The organism is Kitasatospora sp. NPDC004799 (genome assembly GCF_040609095.1).
Classification (GTDB): domain Bacteria; phylum Actinomycetota; class Actinomycetes; order Streptomycetales; family Streptomycetaceae; genus Kitasatospora.
Window position 1 is genome coordinate 1 of sequence record NZ_JBEXJK010000152.1, and the last position, 18,214, is coordinate 18,214.

General features: G+C 73.4%; 19 protein-coding genes and 2 pseudogenes. 12 read left to right on the forward strand and 9 right to left on the reverse strand.

Translation table 11 applies throughout. From position 1 onward, the window contains the following. From ABZW03_RS20145 to ABZW03_RS20165, 5 genes and pseudogenes are all read left to right on the forward strand, one after another. Positions 1-605, forward strand: a pseudogene (locus ABZW03_RS20145) (hypothetical protein); the annotation flags it as partial. Then, positions 605-1,399: an SCO2322 family protein gene (locus ABZW03_RS20150; protein ID WP_355259765.1), complete on the forward strand. Its 795-nt coding sequence runs from the start codon at positions 605-607 to the stop codon at positions 1,397-1,399. The pseudogene ABZW03_RS20145 and the gene ABZW03_RS20150, both read left to right, overlap by 1 nt. Before the next feature lie 22 nt (positions 1,400-1,421). Further along, positions 1,422-2,528, forward strand: coding sequence for a CbiQ family ECF transporter T component (locus ABZW03_RS20155; protein WP_355259768.1), 1,107 nt, complete (start codon positions 1,422-1,424; stop codon positions 2,526-2,528). Continuing rightward, positions 2,525-4,126 (forward strand): ATP-binding cassette domain-containing protein, encoded by a 1,602-nt coding sequence (locus ABZW03_RS20160; protein WP_355259771.1) that lies wholly within the window; start codon positions 2,525-2,527, stop codon positions 4,124-4,126. The genes ABZW03_RS20155 and ABZW03_RS20160 overlap by 4 nt, the downstream gene beginning before the upstream one ends. Then, on the forward strand, positions 4,123-4,959 hold the full coding sequence (locus ABZW03_RS20165) for an ECF transporter S component (protein ID WP_355259773.1): 837 nt from the start codon (positions 4,123-4,125) through the stop codon (positions 4,957-4,959). Before ABZW03_RS20160 ends, ABZW03_RS20165 begins: the two co-directional genes overlap by 4 nt. Here ABZW03_RS20165 and ABZW03_RS20170 read toward each other — a convergent pair. From ABZW03_RS20170 to ABZW03_RS20200, 7 genes are all read right to left on the reverse strand, one after another. Beyond that, positions 4,956-5,753 (reverse strand): helix-turn-helix domain-containing protein, encoded by a 798-nt coding sequence (locus ABZW03_RS20170; protein WP_355259776.1) that lies wholly within the window; start codon positions 5,751-5,753, stop codon positions 4,956-4,958. The two genes, ABZW03_RS20165 and ABZW03_RS20170, sit on opposite strands and share 4 nt — an antisense overlap. Positions 5,754-5,949: 196 nt before the next feature. After that, positions 5,950-6,198 carry a GNAT family protein gene (locus ABZW03_RS20175; RefSeq protein WP_355259779.1) on the reverse strand — a complete coding sequence of 83 codons (249 nt, stop codon included), beginning with the start codon at positions 6,196-6,198 and terminating at the stop codon, positions 5,950-5,952. Continuing rightward, positions 6,135-6,536, reverse strand: a complete 402-nt coding sequence (locus ABZW03_RS20180; protein ID WP_355259817.1) for a hypothetical protein — start codon at positions 6,534-6,536, stop codon at positions 6,135-6,137. Before ABZW03_RS20180 ends, ABZW03_RS20175 begins: the two co-directional genes overlap by 64 nt. A 67-nt stretch (positions 6,537-6,603) precedes the next feature. After that, positions 6,604-7,164: a GNAT family N-acetyltransferase gene (locus ABZW03_RS20185; RefSeq protein ID WP_355259782.1), complete on the reverse strand. Its 561-nt coding sequence runs from the start codon at positions 7,162-7,164 to the stop codon at positions 6,604-6,606. Next, positions 7,161-8,006: a hypothetical protein gene (locus ABZW03_RS20190; RefSeq protein ID WP_355259785.1), complete on the reverse strand. Its 846-nt coding sequence runs from the start codon at positions 8,004-8,006 to the stop codon at positions 7,161-7,163. The genes ABZW03_RS20185 and ABZW03_RS20190 overlap by 4 nt, the downstream gene beginning before the upstream one ends. Further along, positions 7,970-8,539 (reverse strand): hypothetical protein, encoded by a 570-nt coding sequence (locus tag ABZW03_RS20195; protein ID WP_355259788.1) that lies wholly within the window; start codon positions 8,537-8,539, stop codon positions 7,970-7,972. Before ABZW03_RS20195 ends, ABZW03_RS20190 begins: the two co-directional genes overlap by 37 nt. Positions 8,540-8,622: 83 nt before the next feature. Continuing rightward, positions 8,623-9,039, reverse strand: coding sequence for a hypothetical protein (locus ABZW03_RS20200; protein WP_355259791.1), 417 nt, complete (start codon positions 9,037-9,039; stop codon positions 8,623-8,625). Positions 9,040-9,304: 265 nt separating this feature from the next. On the opposite strand from ABZW03_RS20200, the gene ABZW03_RS20205 reads away from it, so the two are divergent. Together ABZW03_RS20205 and ABZW03_RS20210 are read left to right on the forward strand one after the other, a co-directional pair. After that, on the forward strand, positions 9,305-10,561 hold the full coding sequence (locus ABZW03_RS20205) for a helix-turn-helix transcriptional regulator (protein ID WP_355259794.1): 1,257 nt from the start codon (positions 9,305-9,307) through the stop codon (positions 10,559-10,561). A gap of 14 nt (positions 10,562-10,575) precedes the next feature. Beyond that, positions 10,576-10,935, forward strand: coding sequence for a hypothetical protein (locus ABZW03_RS20210; protein ID WP_355259797.1), 360 nt, complete (start codon positions 10,576-10,578; stop codon positions 10,933-10,935). A gap of 78 nt (positions 10,936-11,013) precedes the next feature. Here ABZW03_RS20210 and ABZW03_RS20215 read toward each other — a convergent pair. Further along, positions 11,014-12,158 (reverse strand): annotated as a pseudogene (locus ABZW03_RS20215) (UDP-N-acetylglucosamine--N-acetylmuramyl-(pentapeptide) pyrophosphoryl-undecaprenol N-acetylglucosamine transferase). Between the two features lie 286 nt (positions 12,159-12,444). Here ABZW03_RS20215 and ABZW03_RS20220 point away from each other — a divergent pair. Beyond that, complete coding sequence (locus tag ABZW03_RS20220) at positions 12,445-13,224, forward strand: hypothetical protein (protein WP_355259800.1); 780 nt, start codon at positions 12,445-12,447, stop codon at positions 13,222-13,224. 144 nt (positions 13,225-13,368) lie between these two features. Here the strand turns inward: ABZW03_RS20220 and ABZW03_RS20225 are convergent, their stop codons facing one another. After that, positions 13,369-14,469 (reverse strand): methyltransferase domain-containing protein, encoded by a 1,101-nt coding sequence (locus tag ABZW03_RS20225; protein WP_355259802.1) that lies wholly within the window; start codon positions 14,467-14,469, stop codon positions 13,369-13,371. Positions 14,470-14,603: 134 nt separating this feature from the next. On the opposite strand from ABZW03_RS20225, the gene ABZW03_RS20230 reads away from it, so the two are divergent. From ABZW03_RS20230 to ABZW03_RS20245, 4 genes are all read left to right on the forward strand, one after another. After that, a complete protein-coding gene (locus ABZW03_RS20230) occupies positions 14,604-15,917 on the forward strand; it encodes a helix-turn-helix transcriptional regulator (RefSeq protein WP_355259805.1) in 1,314 nt (437 codons plus the stop codon). Between the two features lie 82 nt (positions 15,918-15,999). Next, positions 16,000-16,650 carry a M15 family metallopeptidase gene (locus tag ABZW03_RS20235; protein ID WP_355259808.1) on the forward strand — a complete coding sequence of 217 codons (651 nt, stop codon included), beginning with the start codon at positions 16,000-16,002 and terminating at the stop codon, positions 16,648-16,650. Between the two features lie 91 nt (positions 16,651-16,741). Next, positions 16,742-17,158, forward strand: a complete 417-nt coding sequence (locus ABZW03_RS20240; protein WP_355259811.1) for an NUDIX hydrolase — start codon at positions 16,742-16,744, stop codon at positions 17,156-17,158. 200 nt (positions 17,159-17,358) lie between these two features. Then, entirely contained in the window at positions 17,359-18,168 is an 810-nt protein-coding gene (locus ABZW03_RS20245) for a LysR family transcriptional regulator (protein ID WP_355259814.1), read from the forward strand. The last annotated feature ends 46 nt before the right edge of the window (positions 18,169-18,214 follow it).

Genomic DNA, 18,214 nt, shown 5'->3' on the forward strand with positions numbered 1-18,214 from the left:
GCCAGGCCGCGCTCGCCGCGGGCGGCGGCCACCTGCCAGTCGCCGGCTCGGTGCGCGCCGACGCCGCGCCCAAGGCGCTGGCGTGCGCCACCGACGCCCCGGCCGCCGCGGCGCCGGTCCCGCACGCGGACTCCGGCGAGGCCGCCGGCGCCTACCTCACCGCCCAGCTCGCGGCGGGCGGCGACCACCTCACCCTCACCACCCCGGGCGCCGAGCCGAAGCCGGACTACACCGCCACCGCCTGGGCCGCGCTCTCCCTCATCCAGAGCGGCCACCCGCAGCAGGCCACCGGCGCCGTCGACTGGCTCGCCAAGGAGGGCGACGCCTGGACCAAGGGCGACACCGACGCGGGCGCCACGGCCACGCTGCTGCTGGTCTCCCAGGCCGCGCACCGCGACACCGCCGCCCTGACCGGCCGGCTCACCGGGCTCGGGCCGGCGCCCAAGGCGGCCGCGGCCTCGGCGGCGGCGACGTCCGCTCCGGCGGAGAAGAAGAAGGACGAGGGCGGCATCGGGCAGTACTGGCTGATCGGGGTCGGCCTGCTGGTCGGCATCGGCGGCGGGCTGCTCCTCAGCCTCCAGCGCAAGCGCAACCCGCACCTCTGATGCGGGCTGTTCCCTACGGTGCGCCGGGCGGGCCGGGCGGCTCGGCCCGGCGCCCGCGGCGGACCGTCGCCGCGCTGCTCCTCCCCCTCCTCGGGGCGGTGCTGGTGCTCGCCTCCGCCGCGCCCGCGCAGGCGGCCGGGTACCGGTACTGGTCGTTCTGGCGCGGCGCCGAGGACGGGAGCTGGACGTACCAGCAGCAGGGGCCCGCCGTCGCGGTGCCGCCGGACGGGGCGGTGGACGGGTGGCGGTTCGCGCTCAGCCCGGACGGCGGCCGGGACGCCGCGAAGCCGCGGGCGGCCGGGAGCTTCGCCGCCCTCTGCGCGGACACGCCCGCGCAGGAGGGCCGCAAGCGGGTGGCCGTCGTGCTGGACTTCGGGACCGCCGCGGACGCCGGCTCCTCTTCCGGCGCCTCCGCTTCCGGTGCCTCCTCCCCCGGTGCCTCCTCGCCCGGTGCCTCCTCCCCCGCTTCCGCCGCCGACAGTTCCGCGGCCGTGCCCGAACAGCGCACCGCCTGCGCCGTCGTCGCGCCCCGCGCCACCTCGGCCGAGGTGCTGGCCGCCGTCGCCCCGCCGCTGCGCTACGACACCAACGGGCTGCTGTGCGCCATCGCCGGCTACCCGAAGGCGGGCTGCGGCGACCAGGTCGGCGCGGCGGGCGCGGCCCAGCCGGGTACCGACGCCACGTCGAGCGACCACGGCAGCGGCCCCGGCATCGGCCTGATCGCCGGTGGCGCGCTGGTCGCCGTCCTCGCCGGCGGCGCCGTCTGGCAGGCGCGCCGCCGCCGTCACTCCTAACCCACCCGATCCAGGAACCCCCGTGAGCAGCACCGCCCGTAGCACCCGACCGCCCACCGGCCCCCGTCAACTGCACCCCGGGGCCTGGTGGTTGTGGGCACTCGGGCTGGGCGCGGCGGCGACCAGGACCACCAACCCGGCGATCCTGCTGCTGCTCGCCGCCGTCGCCGGGTACGTGGTCGCGGCCCGGCGCGGCGACGCGCCCTGGTCGCGTTCGTACGGGGCGTTCCTGCGCCTCGGCCTGCTGGTGCTCGGCATCCGGCTGGTGTTCGCGGTCTTCCTCGGCTCCCCGATCCCCGGCACCCACGTGCTGTTCACCCTGCCCGAAGTCCCGTTGCCCGCCTGGGCGCAGGGCGTGCGGATCGGCGGCCGGGTCACCGTCGAGGGCCTGCTCGCGGCGCTGTACGACGGGCTGCGGCTGGCCACCCTGCTGATCTGCGTCGGCGCCGCCAACTCCCTGGCCAGCCCGGCCCGGCTGCTGCGCGCCCTGCCCGGCGCGCTCTACGAGGCGGGCGTCGCCGTCGTCGTGGCGATGACCTTCGCGCCGAACCTGGTCGCGGACGTCCGCCGACTGCGCGCCGCACGGCGGCTGCGCGGCCGCTCCGACAAGGGCGTCGCGGCCGTGCTGAGTGTCGGACTCCCGGTGCTGGAGGGCGCGTTGGAGCGGTCCGTCGCACTGGCCGCCGCGATGGACACCCGGGGCTTCGGCCGCACCGCCGACGTCCCGCGCCGGCTCGCCCGGGCGACGGCCGCGCTCACCCTGGCCGGGCTGCTCGGGGTCTGCCTGGCCGCGTACGGGCTGCTGACGGCCGGCGGCGCGGGCTGGGCGCTGCCCGTCCTGCTGCTCGGCCTGGCCGCCGCCTTCGCCGGGCTGCTGCTCGGCAGCCGACGGTCCGTCAGAAGTCGCTACCGGCCCGACCCTTGGGCCGTACCGGAGTGGCTGACCGCCGGTTCCGGGGCGGCCGTGGCGGCCCTCACCACCTACCTGGCCGCGCAGGACCCAGCCGCCTTCGCCCCCACCGTCGTCCCGCCGACCGTCCCCGCGCTGCCGCTGGCCGCCGTGCTGACCGTCCTGCTCGGCCTGGTACCGGCGTTCGCCGCCCCGACCCCGCCCCGGAGGGCATCGTGATCACCTTCGAGCAGGTCTCCGTCCGGTACGCGGACTCCGCCGCGCCCGTGCTGAACGGCGTCGACCTCACCGTCCCCGAGGGCGAACTCTGCCTGCTGGTGGGCCCGTCCGGCTCCGGCAAGTCCACCCTGCTGGGGACGGTCAGCGGCCTGGTGCCGCACTTCACCGGCGGGGTGCTGCACGGCCGGGTCACCGTCGGCGGCCGGGACACCCGCGAGCACCGGCCGCGCGAACTCGCCGACCTGGTCGGCACGGTGGGCCAGGACCCACTGGCCCACTTCGTCACCGACACGGTGGAGGACGAACTCGCCTACGGCATGGAGTCCTTGGGCCTGCCGGGCGACGTGATGCGCCGCCGGGTCGAGGAGACCCTCGACCTGCTCGGCCTCGCCGACCTGCGCGACCGCTCGCTGAACTCCCTCTCCGGCGGCCAGCAGCAGCGCGTCGCGATCGGCTCGGTGCTCACCGTGCACCCGCGCGTGCTGGTCCTGGACGAGCCCACCTCGGCGCTCGACCCGGGCGCGGCCGAGGAGGTGCTGTCCGTCCTGCAGCGGCTGGTGCACGACCTCGGCACCACCGTGCTGATGGCCGAGCACCGACTGGAGCGGGTCGTCCAGTACGCCGACCAGGTGCTGCTGCTCACCCCGGACGCGCCCCCGGTGCTAGGTGAGCCGGCCGAGGTGATGGCGCACTCGCCGGTGCACCCGCCGGTGGTCGGCCTCGGCCGGCTCGCGGGCTGGCGGCCGCTGCCGCTCTCGGTGCGCGACGCTCGCCGCAAGGCCGCGCCGCTGCGCGCCGCACTCGACGGCCGGGCGCCGGCCACCGTCGACTCCTCGTCCGGTACCCCCATCGCCACCACCGACCGCCTCGCCGTCCGGCGCGGCCCCGTCCCGGCGCTGCGCGGCGTGGACCTCGCGCTCCGCCCCGGCGAGATCACCGCCCTGATGGGCCGCAACGGCGCCGGCAAGTCCACCCTGCTGGGCAGCCTGGTCGGCCTGCACGCCCCCGCCTCCGGCAGCGTCAAGGTCGGCGGCCGCACCCCGCACCGCACCCGCCCCGCCGAACTGATCCGCGAGGTCGGCCTCGTCCCGCAGGACCCGCGCGACCTGCTGTACGGCGAGTCGGTCGCCGCCGAGTGCGCCGCGGCCGACCGCGACGCGGGCGCCGCCGCCGGCACCTGCCGCGCCCTGGTCGAACGCCTGCTGCCCGGCATCGCCGACGGCACCCACCCGCGCGACCTCTCCGAGGGGCAGCGGCTCACCCTCGCCCTCGCCGTGGTGCTCACCGCCCGGCCCCCGCTGCTGCTCCTGGACGAGCCGACCCGCGGCCTCGACTACGCCGCCAAGGCCCGGCTGGTGGAGATCCTGCGCGGCCTGGCGGCCGAGGACCACGCCGTGCTGCTCGCCACCCACGACGTCGAACTGGCCGCCGAACTCGCCCACCGCACGGTGATCCTGGCCGAGGGCGAGATCGTCGCGGACGGGCCGACGGCGGAGGTGGTGGTCTCCTCCCCGGCCTTCGCCCCGCAGGTCGCCAAGGTGCTGGCGCCCGGGCCGTGGCTCACCGTCGGGCAGGTCGCGGAGGCGCTGGGCGCATGAGCACTCGTCCCGTCCCGCTGGGGCGCCGGTCCGTGGCGGCGCTGTTGTCCGTCTCCTTCGTCGGCGTCGCCGCCTTCGGCTGGCCGCTGCTCGCATCGACCGAGTCGGCGCTGGTCGGGCACTCGGCGGACGCGCCGTGGCTGTTCGCGCTGTTGTTGCCGCTTCTGCTCGCCGTCGTCATCGCCCAGATCTCCGAGGGCCGCACGGCGGGTGGCGGGGCGCCCGGGCTGGACGCCAAGTCGGTCGCCCTGCTCGGCGTCCTGGCGGCGGCGGGCGCGGCACTGCGGCCGCTCGGGGCGGGGACGGCGGGGCTGGAGCCGATGTTCTTCCTGATGGTGTTGTCCGGGCGGGTGTTGGGCCCGGGCTTCGGCTTCGTCCTGGGTTCGCTGTCGATGTTCGCCTCCGCGCTGCTGACCGGCGGGGTCGGGCCGTGGCTGCCGTTCCAGATGCTGGCCATGGGCTGGGTCTGCCTCGGCGCCGGGCTGCTGCCGGGGGCCGCCTCCCTGCGCGGCCGCCGCGAACTCCTGCTGCTGGCTACCTACGGAGCCCTGGCTTCCCTCCTCTACGGCACGATCATGAACCTCCAGGGCTGGCCGTACATCGGCGGCCTGGCCGGCTCCATCTCCTTCGTACCGGGCGACCCCCTGCCCGCCAACCTGGTCCGCTTCGCCGCCTACTGCCTGACCACGTCGCTCGGTTGGGACCTGCCCCGGGCAGCCCTCACCGTGGTGCTCTGCCTCACCCTCGGCACCCCCGTCCTGCGCGCCCTGCGCCGGACGACCCGCCGCGCCGCCTTCGACGCCCCGGTCACCTTCCGCCCGCCGGAGCGCTAACGGCACATCCCGCACACCTGCCCGGCAGCGGCGACGGGCCGCCCGCACATCCCACCCCGCCCGGGGCACTCGTGCTTCCTCGGGCCGCCGCCGCTCTCCTGCCTGGGCGCGGGCACGGCGGGAAGCCTGGTGATCCGCGCGGCCACGATCGCCCCCACGCTGTGCGTGATCTTGTCCGGCAGCGGAGCCGCGATGATCCCCGCCAGCGCGTCCCGCGTCCACCCACCCGCGAGCAACCCTTCGACCCGCGCGGCCTGGTCGCACAGCGGCTTCCCCGCCAGCGCCATCCGGGGCTCCCGCCGCCCGACGTCGAGCAGCAGCGCCATGCCCGCCGTCAACTTCTCAGGAGGACGGACGGAAGGCTCTTCCACGTCCTTGGTTTCCAGGTCCTTGGAAGGGCTTCCCGCCTTCCCGCCGCCTGGCACCCCAGGTCCAGGTTCACCGGCGGCCGGAGGCGCGGGAAGCGGCGGCACCGTGTGCACCGCCTTGCCCGTCACCGGCACCTCATGAACGGAAACGACCGTCCGCACCTGCCCCGTCAGCGGGTCGCGCAGCGTACGACGCACGTAGTGCCCCGCCGCCTCCAGTTCCCTGAGCGCTCGGGCAACGGTCGTCCGCCCTTCGACACTTTTCGCGGCGAGCGTGCGGACGTCCTCCCGCGCCCCGTCCGGCAGGCTGAGGAGATAGGTCAGCAGCCCGCGCGCCGCCCAACTCAGCGAGTGCTTACGGACGACATGGCCGTTGTCGAGGATCGTGTACCCGGGCGCATGCCGAGGGATACGATGAATCTGCATCGTGGAGCTCTTCTCTCCTGGTGCCGAACCCCGGGGTGTTGGCGCACCGCCGGGGTAACTCTTGCGCTCACGCACCGAGCACTCCTCCCGAGCACCCGGCACCGCAATCTTCACCGTAATGCCGTAACGCCCCATCAAACTCCGCTCCTGATCACCCATTCAGGCGGCGCAAACGCGCACGTGGGGGCGCGCACACCTACGGCACAAGCGGGGAAATCACCGAGGGCCCGGAACACTCTGACGCCAACGCATCCATCATCAGCTCATCACACACCTGGCCGAGCCAGTACCCAGCCTGCCGAAGCGTGCCTGCAACGCGGAACCCCGCCTTCTCGTAGGCCCTCACCGCCCCCGCATTCGGGGCGAGGACCTTGAGCCAGATCATCCGCAGGTTGGTGACATGGAAGCCGTAGTCGAGCACCAGCCTCGTCGCCGAGGTGCCCATCCCCTCCCCCGCGCCTCAGGAGCGAGCATGACCACGTACTCGGCGGTCCGGACGGAGAGATCCGGCAGCAACGTGGCGACCCCGACCGGAACGGCCGCCTCCCCCGTGAGGTCGTAAATGGTGAACCTGATGTTTTCACCGCGCAGTTGGCGGGCCATCCCCTCGGCACGAGCCTCCAGCGACTCGGGCTGCTGCCGCCCATAGCCGACGAGCACTGCGGGGTCCTGCTCCCACCGCCAGTACGTCTCGACCAGGTCGGCCCGATAGGGGCCGAGGCCGCAGGTGTCGCTGCGGATCCAGACAATCGGGTCAGCACTGGCGTTGATGTCGCTCTCCAACGGTTCAGGCCTCATCACGAGACGATCCCCGAGCACGGTAGTCGCTGTCCTGATGCGTAACCCTCACTCACATCACCCGCTCGGGCGGCGCTAGCGCATACGACCCGGCGCGCGCCCCGGGCCCGCAAGCCCGGGGCGCGCCGAGATCCCGACCACAAATGATGACCGGTTGATCGGCCTGCGCGGCGTAGGTGATGAATCCGTTGTGCTCGCCGGTCGGCGTGAAGCCTGCCTTGAGCAGGACTCGACCGGAGGCGGGGTTGTCCACGTGATGCTTGGCACGGACCATCGGCAGGCCGAGGCGGCCGAAGGCGAGGTCGAGGATCTTGCGGACTCCTTCGGTGGCGTAGCCCCGGCCCCAGGCGTCCGCCCGCAGGATGTAGCTGACGGCGGCGACAGGACGGTCGCAGTGGAGCTTGACGACACCGAGGAGATCACCGTCCACGACGAGGCCGAGCACGTACCGCGTGCGCGGCCACCTCGCCGCAGCCACGACGATGTCGCGGCTGCGGTAGCGGGCCTCGTCGGCGTTCATCGGTGCCCGGCCCAGGTACCTGGTCGACTCCGCACTGTAGATCCGTAGTAGGGCCTCGGCGTCGCCGGTGCCCAGCTCGCGCAGCTCGATCACGCGTCCACCGTTTCGATGAGCTTCGCCAGTTCGGCGGCGGTCGGCCGGTCGTCGGGGGCGGCCAGCAGGACGTAGCGCAGCCGGGCCTGGAGGGCGGGCCAGGGCATCGCGGTGGACATCGGGACGGCCCGGTGGGCGACGGCCTTGCGGATCGCCTCCACCGGGGCTCCCTTTTCGAGGCCGGCGGTGGCGTAGTCCAGCGGCCACCTTCCGGTGACGCAGGTCCACAGGGTGCCGGCAAGGGCGTAGACGTCGGCGGGCTGGGTCGTCTCGACGGGCTGGGGGCCGTTGATGATCCGGGCGGCGAGTTCGGGCGCGGTGAGGTGGATCATCGTGCCGTGGAACGCGGTCCAAGGGGTGCTGCCGATCCGCCGGGTCCAGGCGAAGTCGAGGAGGCGTACCGTTCCGTCCTCGCCGTGGATGCCGTGCGCGGGCTGGAGGTCCCCGTGCACCCACCCATCGGCGTGGAGGCCCGCCACCGCTCGGCACAACCCCACCGCAGCAGCGAGGGCTTCCTTCCGTCCGCCGTCGCCCTTACGGACAGGGCGGAAGACCTGCCACGTGGACGGTCCGGCCAGCCACGGGGTGACGTACCAGGTTCCGTCGGCGAAACGGCCGGCGGTCACGGTGCAGCCGGGGAGCTGGTCCAGGACGGCGGCTTCGCGGGCGGTGACCTCGGCGGCCTCGCCGGTGCCGAGCTTGATGCCCACCACCCCGCGCGGGCCACTGGCCTTCCACACCGCCGAACCCCGCCGGTTGCTGATCGCCTTCAGCGCGACCGGCCCGCAGGCAATCTCCGCGACCCTCAGTGCCGCCCGGGCCTCGGCAGGGAACTCGCCCATTCTCGAACTGCCTTCCATTCGCAAGGGATGTGCTCGAAGACGTCGCGGCCGTCGTCGGCCGAGACCGCCAACGCCGCCGCGAGGTCCGGGGTGGTCTCCAGGAATCGCGGGTCCAACGGCCGCACGCCCGCCCGTACCGGGAGGAACGAGAAGGGCGGCGGCGGGATGTTCTGCCTGCGCCGGCCGGTCTCGACGGCGCCCTGGGGGAACTTGCCGACCATGACCCCGACCGGGGCGTAGAGGTGCTTCAGCGCCCAGTGCGGCCAGGTCAGCAACTCGCGATGGTCCGCCCCCTCGCAGTGCCCGAGCAGCACGATGTTCTCGCACGCGAGGAGGCCGTACGGCCGGGGCATCAGCGGGCGGATCCACTCCGAGGCCTGGACCCCGGCGTGGGACAACTCGGCCTCCACGGCGTACCGGTGGCTGCCCGGAGCGATCTCGTAGACCGTCCACCCGGTCATGCGCCTCCGGGTGGACGGCCGCAGGAACGGGCAGTGCTCGTACAGCCCGGCGAGGTACCCGTCCACATCCACGCTGACGGGGCTCTCCGTGCGGGCTTCGGTGAGGCGGAGCGCCCCGGCGGTCGGCCGGGACGCCCCGTCGGATGGTGCGGTGATCACCGGGTGGTCACCGGCGGGATCAGGTCGTCGCCGTCGCCGGGCGCGGGCGAGCAGTCCCACTCCGCCCAGACCTCGCCCGTCTCGCGGTAGCGGGCCAGGGCCCCGGTGTCGACCGTGCCGTCGGCCTCGGCGAACCAGACCTCCGGCAGGGCCCCGTACGCCTCCTCGTACGCGGACACCCAGGAGATGTAGCCGGTGCCGGCGCTCTCGACGTGGGCGAGCGGGCGGCCGGCGTGCTGCAGCGTGAACGCCTGGTACACGGCCGGGTCCGCGACGAGCCGGTGCCACGCCGCATCCACGGCGGCGGAGAACACCTGCGGCGCGACCTCGCCCGCGTCGATCCGGCGCGCGGCGATCGTGAAGAACTTGCCCAACTCGTCCAGCTCGACGCCGGGCTTGACGGTGGTGCTCATGTGTCTCTCCAATTCGCGTTGTCCTGCTCGCCGAAGGGGGAGCAGTCGTGCACGGTGGGTACAGCCCGGCCGGTCATGCCCCACGCCCGGCCGGGAGTTCGCGGTCTCCCGGAAGGCGGGTGTGGGGGCCGACGGAGTCGGCCGACGACATCCAGTGAACGGCAGAGGAGTTGTCACGAATCAGAGCAAAAGGTGAGCATCCGTCGGGCATAATCAACGCACTGTCCAGCCTGACCTGGACACTCCGATCCGAGCGGAGGCGGCCGTGGCTCCGAAAAGGAACAGGCTCGCGAAGCGCCGGAAGGCGCTGGGCTACAGTCAGGAGGAGTTCGCCAACGAGCTGGGAGTGGCGGTCTCCACGGTGACCCGCTGGGAGGCCGGCAAGACCGACCCGCAGGGGTACGTCCATCCCAAGCTGGCGAGGTTCCTCAAGGTCACCCCGGAGGAGCTGGCGGACCTCCTCGCACCAGAGGTGCTGGCCCCTGACCGTTCGGTGGTCTACGCCGTTACCCCACCTCCTGGTGATACTGACGACATGAAGCGCCGAGATGTCCTGAGTCTGCTCGCCACGACCGGCGCGCTCATGGCCCTGCCGGGCTCCGACAAGCCCTCGCCCCGGTCCGGAGTGGCTGCATCACTGACAGAAACCGGGCCTGAGCTGAACTCGCACCTGTGGAAGGTGTTCAGCCTCTCCGACTCCAAGCAAGCCGTGTACCCGATTGTTCGACATCAACTCGGCGTCCTGGCCAAGGGACTGGGAGAAAACCAGAGCGATGCTTCGCGACAGCAGCTCTGCACGCTGGTGGCGGATCTGTATCAGCTCGCCGGCGAAATCTTCTTCGACGCCAACCGGTACGCCGACGCCGCGCACTGCTATACCCTGGCCGCCAGCGCGAGCCGGGAAGCCGGCGCCTTCGACTTGTGGGCTTGTGCACTGACCCGGCACGCCTTCGTAGAACTCTACGAGCGTCGGTTCGCCGTCGCGGCTCCGATACTGGCAGCCGCCTCTCAAGTCGCCGATCGAGGAGACCCCCGGCTCTCGACCCGATACTGGGTGGCAGCCGTCCAGGCAGAGGTTCACGCGGGTCTCGGCGACCTCGATGCGACCAAGCGGGCACTCGATAGCGCCGAGCAGGTACACACCCTGTCCGGGCAGCTTCACAACGGCGGCTGGCTTCGTTTCGACGGTTCCCGCCTCGCCGAGGAACGCGGAACCTGCTACCTCGCACTCGGCCGCCCGGACCTGGCAGAGCGAGCGCTGACAGCCGCGCTCTCGCAGCAGCTCTCGCTGCGCCGCCGAGGTGCGGTGCTCGCGGAGTTGGCAGCTCTGGGTGCCGAACGCCGTGATCTCGACCAGGCGGGTCACTACACTCGCGCTGCTCTGGAGCTGGTGGGCCAGACTGGTTCGGGCTACATCGGCAGGAAGTTGCAGGGTGTCAGGAAGCGCCTCGAACCCCTCGTGGCCGATGGCCGGGCCTCAGCATTGCACCAGGAGATCTCGGCGCTCGACAGCGTCGTCTGACAAGGGAGTGACGCATGCCGTCTGACGGACGAATCTTCCGCGAAGCGTGGATCGCGGGCGTCTCGAAGCACTACCCGGGCCAGCCGAAGGCCGGCTATGTCGCCCCCTGGGAGGAAACCCCCGACTGGGAGCGCGAGTGCGCCGCTGCCGTGTTCGGCCAGGTCCGCGACTTCATCAGCGTGAGCGGCGGCAACACGGCCAAGCTCACCCGGGAGCAGAAGGGCCGGTTCGTCGCGACGTGCTGGATCGCCCAGATCCACAAGCACATCGACAACCCCAAGCCGGGCTACGTCGCCGACTGGGCCGACCTGCCCGCCTGGCAGCAGGAAACCGATGCGGACATCTTCGAAGCCATCGAGCGCGCTCACTCCTGAACCCATCACCCCGCCCCTCGTCTCCTGCCCGTGACAACAACGACGACGGACAGCTCGATGACGGCGAAAGCCCGCTGACTAGCGGTCCACGACCGACAGCAGCACGTCCGCGAGGCGGTCGGCGGCGTCCGGCCGGCCGTGCTCGGCGGCCCGTCGCGCGATCTCCGCGCGGCGGGCCGGTCGGTCAGCAGCGGGCCGATCGCGGCTTGGAGGGTGTCCGGCGTGGCCCGGCCGAGCAGGGCGACCGCTGCTCCGGCCTCCGCCAGGTGACGGGCGTTGTGCTCCTGCTCGTTCCCGGCCGAGGTTGCCAGCGGGATGAACACCGCGGCCCGGCCCAGCGCGGTCAGCTCGGCCAGCGTCCCCGCGCCGCTGCGCGAGACCACGACATCCGCGAGGGCGAGCACGTCCGGCAGCTCCGGGCCGACGAAGCCGGTCACCAGGTATCGGGGGCGCAACTGCTCCGGCAACGTCTCCGCCCGCTCGCGCAGCCGCGCCTCGTGGCTGGGCCCGCACTGGTGGACCACATTGGCATGGCTGAGCAGCCACGGCAGGATCTCGCCCACCAACTCGTTGACCTGCTGGGAGCCCTGCGCACCGCCGGTGACGTACACGGTCGGCAGGGAGCGGTCGAAGCCCCACAGTCCGAGCGCCTGGATCGCCTTGTCGCCCTGGCCGGTCAGCACCTCCGGGCGGACCGGGTTGCCGGTCACGACGGCGGTGGCGCGGGCGGACTCGGGCAGGAACCGGAGCGTCGACTCGGAGGAGACCGCGACCCGGCTCGCCATCCGGGCCAGGGCCCGGTTGCCCAGGCCGAGGCGGACGGTCTGCTCATGGACCACCAGCGGCCGGTGGCACATCCGGGCGGCCATCCCGACCGGCACCGCGACGTAGCCACCCGTGCCGAGCACCACGTCCGGGCCGAACTCGGCGACCGCCGAGCGGGCCTGTGCCGCTCCCAGGGGAACGCGGCCCATGTCCTTGACGTTGGCGGGCGACACCAGCTTGAGCGGGTTGGCGGAGCGCCGGATCTTCCCGGTGGCGACGGTCCTGAACGGGATGTCCTCGGCGGCGGTCACCCGGGCCTCGAGGCCGGCGGCGGTGCCGATCCACAGCACCTCCAGGGTGCCGTCGACCTCAGCGAGACGCGAGCGCAGGGTGCGGATCGCGGTGAGGGCCGGATAGGTGTGGCCACCTGTTCCACCGCCGGTGACGATCAGCCGCAGCGGGCGGCCGAGCCGAGAGACGAGATCGCTGATGTCCCGGTGCACGCCTGGAACCTACCAGTGCCGCCGGAGCCTTCCGCTCGCCTCTCCGACCCGATCAAGTGGAGTTCCGGCAAAGCGGATTGACGGTGCCTTACGGATATTTCCGGCCAAACTACTGCCATGTCCATGATGGATCTATTGGAGCGTTCCAAGTATCGCTACGCTCGCACCAGCTCCACAACCCGACCCGGCGCGAACCCGATCGTTCGGGGTCGTACGGGCTATCCGATTGGACTGGTGTGAAGTGATCAGAAAGCATCACCGACTACTGGACCGCCCCTCGATCGCGGCTCTCCGGGGCCGGATCGCCGCCCTGGTGGGGGTGGTCGCCCTGCTGGCGGCCGTCCTCACCGGCACCGCCGCCGGCACCGCCAGTGCCGCACCCGCCACCGCTTCCGCTTCCGCCGCCGCGCCCGCGGCCGCCTCCACCGAGGCGGCCGCCCCCAGCGCGGGGCCGGTGATCGGGTGGATCTGCAACGGAACGCCCGTGCCGCCCGGCTGGGTGCTCGTCTCGCACATGGCCGGCTGCAACGGAGCCGGCCAGTGGCTCCAGGTGCCCGTGAAGGACGGCATCTGGACCTGCGCGGGCTCGCCGATCCCGCCCGGCTACGTGCTCTCCGGCCACATGCGCAGCAGCAGCACGTGCGACAACACCGACTCCTGGTACATGCGGCTGCCCATCGACGGCCTGTGGACCTGCGGCACCTCGCCGCAGCCGCCCGGGTACGTGCTCACCCAGCACTACCCGAACGGCATGGGCTGCGACAACATCGACGCCTGGTACATGCAGAAGGTCAAGGACGGCATCTGGACCTGCGCGGGCTCGCCGTTCCAGCCCGGGTACGTCAACACCCTCCACAGCGACACCATGTGCAACGGCGGCATCGGCGCCTGGTACCTGCAACTGGCCAAGCCGGGCATGTGGATGTGCCCGTACCAGCCCGTTCCGGCCGGCTTCCACACCGTCTACTACAACAAGGACTACTGCAGCGGCCTGGGAGCCTCGATGCTCGTCCGCGACTGATCCGCGCCGCGGCGCGGATCCCCGAACCGCGGGACGCCGCCCGCCGACCCGGCCGCTCGCGCCGGGCCGGCGGGCGGTCGGGCGTCGGGCGGCGGGCGGCGCAAGCGAGAAGGGCGGCGCAGGCGCAAAGGGCGGCGCGAGCCGTCACCCGATCACCCGGTCCGGTTCGTCCAGCCACACCCGGTGCTCGCCCGCAGCGGTGACGGTCAGACCGAACCGGTCGAGGCCCGGCTCGCCCTGCCGCCGCCACCAGGCGTGGGCGGCGGTCACCTCGTCCCACAGCTCCCGGGGGCCGGACCGCGAGACGGCGTGCTCGCCGCCCCAGTCAGCGAGGCGGCAGTGGGCGTACGAGACCCCGTCCCAGACCTCGAACCGGCCGGTCCCGAGCCGGTCGTAGCCCGCCCACACCTCCTGCCGGAACAGGCCCGGCAGCCGCAGCCCGATCGCGAAGGCCGCGTCGGTGTGCTCGGCCACGGCGGCGGGGTCGAGTGCGGACGGGCCGTGCCGGACGTCCTCGATCTCGAACTCGCCGCTCCCGGGGCGCTGGCCCCGCACCCACACGAAGGCGACGTCCTCGACGAACGGCCCGCTCGCCGACCGGCCGTCCTCGGCGACGGTGAGCTTCAGCAGCCCGCCGTTGCAGAACGCCGTGCCGTACGGGACGACGATGACGCCCCCGGGAACCGTCTGCTCGATCAGCGCCCCGGGGACGCGCTGCACGGCCGCGGTGACGTGGACCCGGTCGTACGGCGCGCCCGCCGGATGGCCGAGCATGCCGTCACCCACAACGGCCGTGACCGGCAGGCCATTTGCCTCCAGGCGGCGCCGTGCGGCAGCGGCGAGTCCAGAATCCGACTCGACGGTGGTGACGTTCTCCGCCCCGAGCCGGCGGGCCAGCAACCCGGCCGTCCAGCCCGTGCCGGTGCCGATGTCCAGCACCCGGACGCCGTCGGCGACTTGGAGGTGCCGGAGCATCTGGGCCACGACGGTGGGCATCGAACTGGACGAGGACGGCGTGCTGCCGTCCTCCTCCAGCTGCGTCACGAGCGGGATGTCCGAGACGGCCAACTCGCCCCACTCGTCCGGCCGTTCCGCCCGGTCGACCCACTCGCCCCCATGGTGGATCCGGTCCGGAACGAACAGCCGACGGGGCACGGCCCGGAACACCGGCTCCCAGTCGGCCGACAGCGCCCCGGACTCCCGGAGCGCGCCGGCGAGGGCGTTCCACTTCACGTGATGCTCCATCAAGACAACGGTTCGGACAGGTTGGAGTACAGCCCAACCGGCGCCCACTGAACAGGCATCGTCCGTAGTCCCGGGGTTGTCCCGGCGTCGCCGACGGTAAGCTCTCCGTCACCGTCGATGATGGGATCAGCCCCGTGGACGACCCGATCCGGCACCCCCTCGCCTACGCACGTGAACTGCGCGGCTGGTCGCAGCGCGACCTCGTCGCGGCACTGGACCGGGCCGCCCGCCGTCACGGGCTCCTCTCCGGTGCCGACAAGTCGGCCATCAGCCGGTGGGAGCACTGGCGCAAGACGCCGAACACCGACTCCCAACTCCTCCTCGCCGAGGCCTTCCACGTCCCGCTCTCGGAGCTGGAGACGTACGGCTGGCCGTACTGGCTGCCCGGGCGTGACGAGCCGCTGCCGCTGAAAGCCACCCACACCGTCCGAGCACTCCACGACGCACAGAGGGCCGCCATGGACCGCCGCACCTTCATGACCTTCAGCGCGATCTCCCTGGGCGGCCTGGCCGCCCAGTGGGCCGCCAGCGAGCCCGAACACCTCTCCTCGGCCCTGAGCGGCAAGCAGGTGGACGGCGAACTCGTCGACTGGCTGGAGGGCACCGGCAACAAGCTGACGGCCATGCCCACGGAACAGCGTCAGCACGCCGCCCGACTGGTGGACGCCCACCTGGCCACCGTCACCGACCTCATCGAGGACGGCCGGTACACCGGGACGACCGGCCGCCGCCTCCACCGGCTGGCCGCCTCGCTCGCCACCACCAGCGGCTGGCACCGCTTCGACCAGGGCCGGCACTGGGCGGCCGGAAAGCTCTGGGAGGCCGCTCTGCAGTCCGCGAACGCCGCGGGCGACCGTGACCACGGCGCCGGAGTGCTGTCCGACTTCGCCTACCAGGCGAACTGGCTCGGCGAGCCGAAGGTCTCCGTCGACCAGATCGGACACGCCCTGTCCGGCGTCTCGCACCCCACCGCCCGGTCCCTGCTCCTCCTCCGCCGCGCCAGGGCCCATGCGGCACTCGGCGACCGCTCCGCCTGCTACCGGGACCTGACCGCCGCCGAATCCGCCCTCGCCGTCGAAACCGCCGACCCCGCTCCCGGGTGGTGCGCGTGGATGGGCCCCGCCGACCTGGCCGTGGACTCCGGCCGGTGCCTCCTCGACCTCGGCCGGACGGACGACGCCCATGCCCTGATCGCGGAGGGGACGGCGCTGCTGCCCCGCGCCAGGGACAAGACGCGCGGCATCTTCCTGACGTACCGGGCCCGGAGCCATCTGCAGGCCAGGGACATCGAGCAGGCCGTGGCCGTCACGACCGAGTCGCTCGACCTGGCCACCCGCATCGGCGCGCCCCGCTGCGTCACCCTGGTCCGCGAACTCGCCCCGGCCTTCAAGCCGTACCGCCGGGTCGACGGCGTCCCGGAGCTCTTGGACCGCCTGCGGACCGGCTGAGTGCACCGGGCCCGAACCGGGGGCACACCTGGAGCACGGCGAGGCGCTCCCGTAGCCTTGATCTTCTTCTCCAGGAGGCACGTTGAGCGAGATCGTCCTGATGTCCGACCCGAAGGTCGCCGCGATCCCCGTCCGGAACCGCGACGAGCGGCTGTCGGACGTGCGGAGCGGCAGCACGCTGCTGGTCGACGAGCGCCAGCAGGACGGTACCGGCGCCTTCGCGCTGCTGCGGGCCGGCGTGCTCGACCGGCTGCTCGACGCGCAGGCGGCGCTGCCGGACGGCCTGCGGCTGCTGTTCGTCGAGGGCTACCGGCCGCCGGCGCTGCAGAGCCGCTACTTCGACGAGTACGCCGCCGAGTTGCGGGCCGCGAACCCCGATTGGCCGGACGACCGGATCAGGTCGGCGGCCAGCCGCTACGTCTCCCCGCCGGAGATCTCGCCGCACAGCGCCGGGGCCGCCGTCGACCTCACCCTCGTCGACGCCGACGGCCGCGAGCTCGATCTCGGCACCAGGGTCAACGCCAGCCCGGAGGAGAGCGCCGGAGCCTGCTACACCCACGCCGAGAACATCGGCGCCCGGGCCCGCGCCAACCGGCGGCTGCTCAGCGGCGTGCTGACCGGCGCCGGACTCGTCAACTACCCCACCGAGTGGTGGCACTGGTCGTACGGGGACCGCTACTGGGCGCTGGCCACCGGTGCGCCGGCCGCGCTCTACGGGCCTGCGCACCGGTAGCCGACACGCGGTCGGCGAGGGCCTGCGGACGGCGGCCCCGGGCTCGGGCCAGACTGTCGTCGACACCGGCGCAGGCCCGAGGAGCAGAGCGATGACCGAGCAGGACCCCGAGCAGCAGCCGCCCGCCGTCGCCGTCGCGATCGTCGTCAGGGACGGCCGGGTGCTGATGGTGCGACGGCGGGTCGCCGAGGGCGAACTGTCCTGGCAGTTCCCGGCCGGGGAGGTCGAGCCGAACGAGTCCCCGGAGGAGGCGGCCGTCCGCGAGACCGCCGAGGAGACCGGCCTCCGGGTCGCCGCCGCCCGGCTGCTCGGCGAGCGGGAGCATCCGCAGAACGGGCGGCGGATGTCGTACACGGCCTGCGAGGTGGTCGGCGGCACCGCCACGGTGGTGGACTCCGACGAACTGGACCGGGTGGTCTGGGCCTCCCGCGCCGAACTGGCCGAGTACGTGCCCTACCCCCTGTTCCCGCCGGTCCGGGAGTACCTCGACGGCACGCTCACCGGCTGAACCGGGCGGGCCGAACGAACAGGCCGTTCAGCCACCCGGTGCCCGTGCGCGCGCCGAACACGGCGCGCGAGACGGCGGTGAGCCTCTGAAAGGGGGCGCCCGGTTTCCCGCACGCCCCGTACGACACCCGTGCGCCCCCGTACGCTGTCCCGCAGCACCGGGAGCGAAGGCGTTCGGGGGAGCCAGTGGAACTACGTCAGTTGCGCGTCTTCGAGGCCGTCGTCACCCACCGCACGGTCACCGGCGCGGCCGTGGCGCTCGGGCTCGCCCCGGCCTCCGTCACCGAACAGGTCCGCACCCTCGAACTCAGCCTCGGCACCGACCTGTTCGACCGGGCGAGGCGCGACCTGACCCTCACCTCGGCCGGGGAGCGGCTGCTGCCCTGGTCCCGTCGCCTGCTCGACCAGGCCGAACAGGCCCGCCGCGAGGTCGTGGTCACCCGGACCCGCCTGCGCCTCGGCGTCCTCGCGGCCACCACCGCCCACCTCCCGGCCGTCCTCGCCCGCCTCACCGACCGCCGGCCCGAGCTGGACGTCGCCCTCCACACCGGCCCCGACCGGGACGCGCTCCTCGACGGCGTCGCGGCCGGAGCCCTGGACGCCGCCCTCGTCCTCGACGCCCCCGGCCCGCTCGGCAGCCTCGGCTTCCCCCTGCCGCCCGCCCCGCTCGACCACCTCGACCTCCAGGCCGTCCCCCTCGCCCTGGTCGCCGCCCCGACCCACCCGCTCGCCGGCGCCACCGCCCTCACCCACGAGGACCTCCGCGGCCACCGCCTCCTGGTCGACTCCCCCGCCTGCTCCTACCACCTCGCCGGCCGGCGCCTCCTCGGCCACCACGTCCGACGCCTCCACACCGGCGCCGTCCCCGTCACCCGCGCCTGCGCCGAACAGGGCCTCGGCATCGCCCTCCTCCCCGTCTCCGCCGTCCACGACCGCCTCGCCGCCGGCACGCTCACCCGCCTCCCCCTCGACCCCCCGCCCCTCCACCTCCGCCTCGTCCGGCCCGCCTGACCCCGGAGCCCCCGAACGGCCGCGGGGGGCGGGGGGGGGGGGGGGG